The sequence below is a fragment of the Prevotella pectinovora genome (assembly GCF_000834015.1).
Taxonomy (GTDB): domain Bacteria; phylum Bacteroidota; class Bacteroidia; order Bacteroidales; family Bacteroidaceae; genus Prevotella; species Prevotella pectinovora.
The window spans coordinates 25,038-31,841 of sequence record NZ_JXQI01000030.1; the positions used below are offsets into that span (position 1 = coordinate 25,038).

3 protein-coding genes are annotated in these 6,804 nt (G+C 39.8%); 2 read left to right on the forward strand and 1 reads right to left on the reverse strand.

Going from position 1 to position 6,804, the window contains the following annotated elements; genetic code table 11:
• The first annotated feature begins 55 nt into the window (after positions 1-55).
• Together ST42_RS04380 and ST42_RS04385 are read left to right on the forward strand one after the other, a co-directional pair.
• Positions 56-2,641: a DEAD/DEAH box helicase gene (locus tag ST42_RS04380; RefSeq protein WP_044072499.1), complete on the forward strand. Its 2,586-nt coding sequence runs from the start codon at positions 56-58 to the stop codon at positions 2,639-2,641.
• A 2-nt stretch (positions 2,642-2,643) separates the two neighbouring features.
• Complete coding sequence (locus tag ST42_RS04385; RefSeq protein WP_044072501.1) at positions 2,644-4,833, forward strand: hypothetical protein; 2,190 nt, start codon at positions 2,644-2,646, stop codon at positions 4,831-4,833.
• 123 nt (positions 4,834-4,956) lie between these two features.
• Here the strand turns inward: ST42_RS04385 and ST42_RS04390 are convergent, their stop codons facing one another.
• The gene (locus ST42_RS04390; protein WP_044072502.1) at positions 4,957-6,285 is read right to left on the reverse strand and encodes an IS1380 family transposase; all 1,329 of its coding nucleotides are present in this window, start codon (positions 6,283-6,285) and stop codon (positions 4,957-4,959) included.
• Between the last annotated feature and the right edge of the window lie 519 nt (positions 6,286-6,804).

Here is a 6,804-nt window from a genome sequence, read left to right on the forward strand (position 1 = left end):
TATTTTTATTAACTTTGTCTTATTAACTTATCCTTAAAACTTAAATCAATCCAAAATGGTAGAAGAAAACAAACCTTCATTGGATAAACAAACTGTAAAAGCGTTGATTGAGGAATGTGGGTATATGGTATGCCACACCGAAACAGAACGCGGACGTGAAGAAGAAAAACAGTCTTATTCTGATTTGAATCTCTCTGCAGTCAGCACTAATTATCTTGAAGGTCGTGAGATTATACAATTGTGGAAGCACCAATACCTTGCTGTTAAGGCAGCCAAGGAGGGCAAAAACGTATGTGTTACTACGTCAACAAGTTCTGGTAAATCAGAAATATTCATTCTGTCTGCTCTGGAGTTGCTTGCAAAAGACCCGAATGCAAAGGTGTTGGCGGTATACCCTATGAAAGCCTTGAATCGACAGCAGGTGCGTCGTTGGCAAAAAGCATATGGTGAAGACAAGATTGGTAAGATTGATGGTGATACGAAGATGGATGATAGACTACACATCCTTCAGACCAAACGTGTTGTCATTATGACTCCCGATGTTATACATGCGTGGTTGCTTGACAATTTAAATGAGACGATATTCGGTAACGGAGATATTATTAAAGATTTTATTCGTAATATATCTTTGGTGGTGATAGATGAACTTCATCTCTACAAGGGAATGTTTGGTACTAATTCGGCTTATCTCTTCAGACGTTTGAACAATGTCCGCTGTCTCTTGCGCGGTACACACGATATTGCGCAATATATCACAGCATCAGCTACATTGCCGAATGCATGTGAGCACTCTTTCAATATCACAGGAGCAAAGAATTTTGTAGAGATAGGAATGGATTTGGATGGATCTCCAATGTATGAAAAGACTTTCTTTTTCGTTGAGGTTGCCGACACAAAGCAAAATCCAAGTGTTTCCAGACTCGTTGAAGCATTTGCTGAAAAAGAGAACACAAGGAGTATAACCTTTGTTGAAAGCAGACAGAAGACGGGGTCCATGGCTAATAATATTTTGGGCGTTCGTGGTAAAGATGGTAAGGATGACAAAAGTGAAATCTATGGCTATCGCTCTGGCTATGAGGTTGCCTCTGCTGACATTATTGATAATGCATTGGAGAATGGTAAATTCAAGGGCGTTATCAGTACAAGTGCTTTGGAGATAGGTATTGATATAGAGGGACTCAATGTTTGTATCATCGCAGACATGCCTCACGACAAGAACAGCTATCAGCAGCGCATAGGTAGAGTGGGACGTTACAATTGCGGTAAAAGTTATGTGATTATCGTTAAAGACAACAATTCGTTGCCGTCAAAGCTTCTTTTTGAAGAGTTTGGTTGTGACATAGACAAGGTGTTGCCTAACTATGAGCCGGCATTATACCTTGAAGATCCGACTATCCAGAATGTTCAGGCTCTGACTCATGTTGGCGACCATGATTATTGTGAGTATAAACAGTGGAAGGATTGTATCAAAAGGCATCAGACCTTTGCTGGCAAGGAATTGTTCCCGCAGTCGTTCGGAGAGCTTTGTGAAAAAGTTCTCAATGGACAAACTCCCCGTGAATATGATGAGATTGCTGTCTGTGTTGATAATCCTCAGCGTGCATATACTTTGAGACATTTTGGCAAGCAGTTTACAATTGAAGCTGTGAAAGGCGAAGAGGAATTTATACCTAAGGGCGAACATATTAGCCGTGAGCAGATAGTTACAGAGGGTTATCCTCAAGCTATTCGTTTTACCTATAAGAATGGTGAACAAATTCGTGAAGAGATACATCGCGTTTTAAATGCAGAGTATAAGATTACTGCTAAAAAGAACAAAGAGCGCTATACGACGTCATCTCTTCATCGTGGTTATGTGATTCCGAACTTTGACGAGAGCCAACGATTCGGTTCTATGGAATTTGGTGATTGTGTTGCATTCAACCTAAAGTTGCAAGAGCATCAGACGGTATATGGTTATAATAAGAAAGTTTTTGATAAGAGTGAATATAATCAATATGATGATCCGTATTTCTTGCCTACTCTCAAAACAACGGGTACTGTAATCATACACCCTGCCTTTAATGAGAAGTCTGTAAATGTTAGTAATATAGCTGACATTATGTTCGAGACATTCCTACGTTTGAGGGCTTTCGATAGAAGCGATATCAGTCACAAAGGTGGCAGATTATATAGTGACTATGAGCATGAGAACCTTCATGTAGGAGATCGTTTTGTGGTTCTTTATGATACGAACGAATTAAACATAACCAAGAAACTCCTCGACGAGCAATTGCTTAAGGAACTTATGGGTTATATCAAAAAATACCTGGATATAATAGTCGCTACGGTTTGTCCCAACATGAACGATGCTACACGTCAGGCGTTAATCTCATTGTGTGACTCTGTGCTCAACCATGATGCTAAGACAGATTTTGTATCTGTTGGTAGCAAAAAAACTATAAAGGCAGGAAGTGTGGTTTTGTATCGTCAGCCAAATGGTGAAGAGGGTGAAGATAATGGTGTTGAATGCATATATTTTGGTGAAGGAAATATAGAAGGAACTTGTAATTTGTGCATATTAAAAGATGGTGTAATGAAATCCTTGCTTAATATTTCTCTTGAATGCATAGAAGCAACTTCTGAAACAATTTTTGAATAAGTATGATTGAAATCATCAATTGTCGTAGTGGCAAAAAAAGTTTTAAAGACAGTCGCAATCCTTACATCGATCGCTCAGAATTTGCCAAAATAGAGCGGTTGCGTCCTGATAGCGTCTTTTTTCAGTTGTGGAGAAATGAGGATTCTGATGGATTCTATCTCTTTGACGAGGAAAAAGGCCGCTATGTCATGACTGGCTCTGACACAGCCTCCCCTAGAGATTCTAAAGAGTTCTCCCAAATAAAGTTCTACTCAGAAGAGACGAGGTCTTTTGTCGCATATTGTAAGAACGGGTCTTTTTATTTGTTTTTTGAAGATGGGAAAAATGGATTAAGAGATGAACAATTCATTGGAGAAGAACATTATGGTAAACGTCCTGTTCAGAAAAATGGAGAATGGAGCTTCTATGATTGTGAAAATCGTGAATGGGTTAAACACTTCAGCTTTAAAGGTCATAAAAATGAACTTCTCAGATGGTTGTGTGGAAATCATTTTGAAACTAAATTTAAAACTAAATTTGGAACTCATCGTTCTGTTACCAAATATAAAGAAGATGATGAATTTATCAAAATACCGGGCTACTTCAGTGAAGTCGATGAGTGTCCTGCCGATTTTATAATCGGCAAGACCAACTCTTTTGACAATTCTCGTCCATACTCGCTCATTCGAAATGGTCGAGTAGTAGGTACATATGTCAGTAAACCATTGTATGACGCCGAACATGAATGTTTCATAGCAAAAAGAGAAACTCAATGGTACATTATTCGTAAAAAAGAATGTTGTAAAGTGGAGGAGGTTACGAACGTTCGTTGGCAAACAAGCGAATTTGAGTTCTTTGGCAATTTTATTCTTAATAAGTCTCCCGAAAAAGGATGGTTGATATTTGATGCCAAGACTGGATGTTGGGTCTGTCAAGACTGGCGTAACATTAGGATAGACAAGGTAACAGACACACCGAGTTTGATTGTTGACACGGAGAATCTTATAGATTATCGTGTTGGCATAGATGGCATCCAAAAACATATTGATGATTGTCTTGCGTATTACTCAAAACTGTTAGAGAAGAAATGCTGTAATAGCGTCGGTGTATCTTCTAAATCGATTGAATCTCTGGAGTCTATCCAGAAACAATCTGCCTCTTGTGACGAGGATGAGTTCATAGAACAAGGCATGGTGGTGAAGACTACCAAACCAAGCTCCAATGTTTTTTATGATTTTGAATGTGAAAACAAGATGCCGAAAGTCATCAAGTTTATAGTGTTTCCTCGAAAAGGCATTAAAGGAAGAAAGGAATTCTATTCTGATTTGCAAAGCAAGGATATAACGATTGATGACTTCATTTGTTGGGTATTTGAAGAGGACAACGCAATAGTTATTACAAAGAAGAAATCGTCGCTTCTAAATCGTTATACTTGCGTTTTCAGAAAGGTATACGATGCGGATGAATATCTCATGGTTGATACGGGGGAACGCCCTAATGGATTCAAGGTGTTTAATGCTTGTGATGTGGACGAGTATACGCTGATTGAAGAAATTGACAAATGGCTTGAAGCACGAAATAAAGGTAAGAAAACTACCAATGTTGCTAAGAAGGCAATTGCTTCTGTGGTTATGGCTGCAACTATTTCTCAAGAAACTCTACCTCAGACCGTGGAGGATGAGCCGGCTTCGGATATCACAGCGTTCGCTGAAGAAAGAGTTGTTGACGAGCCTATTTCTATTTGTACTGAGGAGAAGAACATCGATGACGGAAACTGTGAAGTTGGTGAAGTGAATCTCTTGGGCACTAAGTTGGCTATAGGAGACACTGCTACCATTAAATCTTTGTTCGGCAGAAAGAGTTATCGCATATTGGACAATGCTATGATTATACTTGTGGATGAGGAAAATCTGATAGGTATTGATTATAGAAGATATTCTATGCGTCATTACAATATAGTTGGTGAAGGCAAAGATTTCCGTTTCCCACAGGATTTCAACAAGAACAATTCGGCCATTCGTGATAATGTGTATCCTATTTACCTTTTCAAACCATGCAATGACGAGGAATGTGAGTTTGTAGATCATGTTGTTTGTCGCGGTTATTCCATGCTTAAGCAATGTAAGAGAACAAACCAAGATGTAAAACAGCGAGAAATAATAAACTTCGAGTTGGAGTCGATGTGTTATGAAAACGATTGGTTTAATGGATAGGTGAAACTTTCCTATATTGGAGACTATAATAGAGGCAGGTAGTATTTCCCATATAATGGAAAAACTACCTGCCTCAATTTGGAGGTCATAGTTTACAAGTTGACTTTTATCCCAAATCGGTCATTAGGATTTCTCTGTGTCGTACGGCAAAGAGAAATCCTTTAATTTTTCCCATATAGATAAGAATGATTGTCGTGTTTTTAGTGATCTAGCCAAATATAGGATGTGCTTGTCTTTTGTTTTTCCCAGATAGGCTGGCGTCGATATCAACTCGTATCGGATAGTCTTCAGAAATTTCTTCTTGTTGGAATTGATCAGCGCATGTCTGAACAACGACATGAAGTTATATGCCATAACAATGAAATTCCCACATGCCTCTGTTGCCCAGAAGTTATTTGTGATAAAGTCATCGATAGAGAAATCATTCTTCAATTCTTTTATCCTATTCTCAGAATCCGCTCTTCCGCGATATGAGTCATATACAATCTTGGCCGGCAGGTCAAGGTCTGTTACAAAGCAGCTGTATCGGTATTTTCCGAAATCCTGCTCATCCTCAAAAAGCTCCAGTTGCTTGATTTGCTTTCCTGCAGCTTTGGGGCGCTTGTCTATTTCTTGCCTGACCATCACAATGCGTCTAGGCTTCTCCCAACCGTTTGCCTGATAGATGGTTTCGGATATTTCCAATCCGTCTGTTAGCTCTATCCATTTGCGTTCATGGGTGAGACTGTACTTTATACGATTGTTGAAACGGCAGGCAATGATATAGTGTAACCCTTTCATTTCCAGATAGTCAAGTATTTCCTTCGCAAAGAAACCGCTATCCATGCGGACCAGCCCGACACGTTTGCCCTCAAGTTTTGAGAGCGTGTCCTCAAGAAACGACAGATAATTGGTACTTGCGGATGTGTTGCCTGGACGTAGCCAGTAATTTGCTATCATCCTTACATCGGAAACGAATGCAAGGAGAGGATGATGCGAGAGTCGTCCAGGACGTTTTGGGTTGTATCCTTTGGCTGCTCCTTCCTGACTTCCCTCACGGACCATCACTGTAGAATCGAAGTCTAAAGTGTAGTTGTCGAACTTCAACTCGGAGAAAAACCAACGGAACAAATTTCCGAAAACACGCTGGTTGACAGCTTGAGAGAATTTATTGAGATAGCGCTGGTATGCACGATGGTCTGCTCCACGTTCCCATCCTAATAGGTCACATAGTGCAGCGTCATAACGAACCACGTCAAGATGGCCAAAGCAACTTGCGCCACACCACACACCTGCAAACAATCCCAATATCAGCTGGATCGGTTTGTAACCACGGTTGGAACCTTGAAGAGGTACACCACTTTGCATAACATGCTCTTCAAAATGGCATTTCTCAAGCATTTTGAAGAACAGGGAAAGACCACCAAAAGGTGTTATTTCCTTATTTACAAACTTTATGTCACAGTTTCGCATCGGAGTATATTCTTTTTTTCGTGGTAAAGTTAGTAAATATTTATAAATCAAGCATATACAAAGCTGTTTTTCTAATGGCGGTCATTAGAAAATGACAAGAAACTTTTTCTAATGACCGATTTGGGTTTATTGACATTCATGGCTTCAGGAATTGTCCAGCGCATATAAGCATCTGTATACACTGGCGGCACGGATACGCTTACGTTTCCTGTTGATTTTTGAAAAGACAAAAGCTCATGCTTCACTTAAACAAAAATCGGTCATTAGAACGTTTAATGGCATTTTACATGCACCGCTTGTTCTAATAACCGATTTTGAAAAAAATGTGTCGAGCGTTTATAATCTGATACCACTCAATGTAGCAGAAAGGACTCAGCACAGTCCCATAGCCTTCGCCTTTCCCATCAGCAGCTGCATCAGCGGTTCTCGCTCGTTAGCCACTTTGTTGTCGAGTACGGCATTCTTCAGCGTCTGCTTCAGCGTGCCCACCTCTCTCGATGGTTTGAGATGGAACATCTC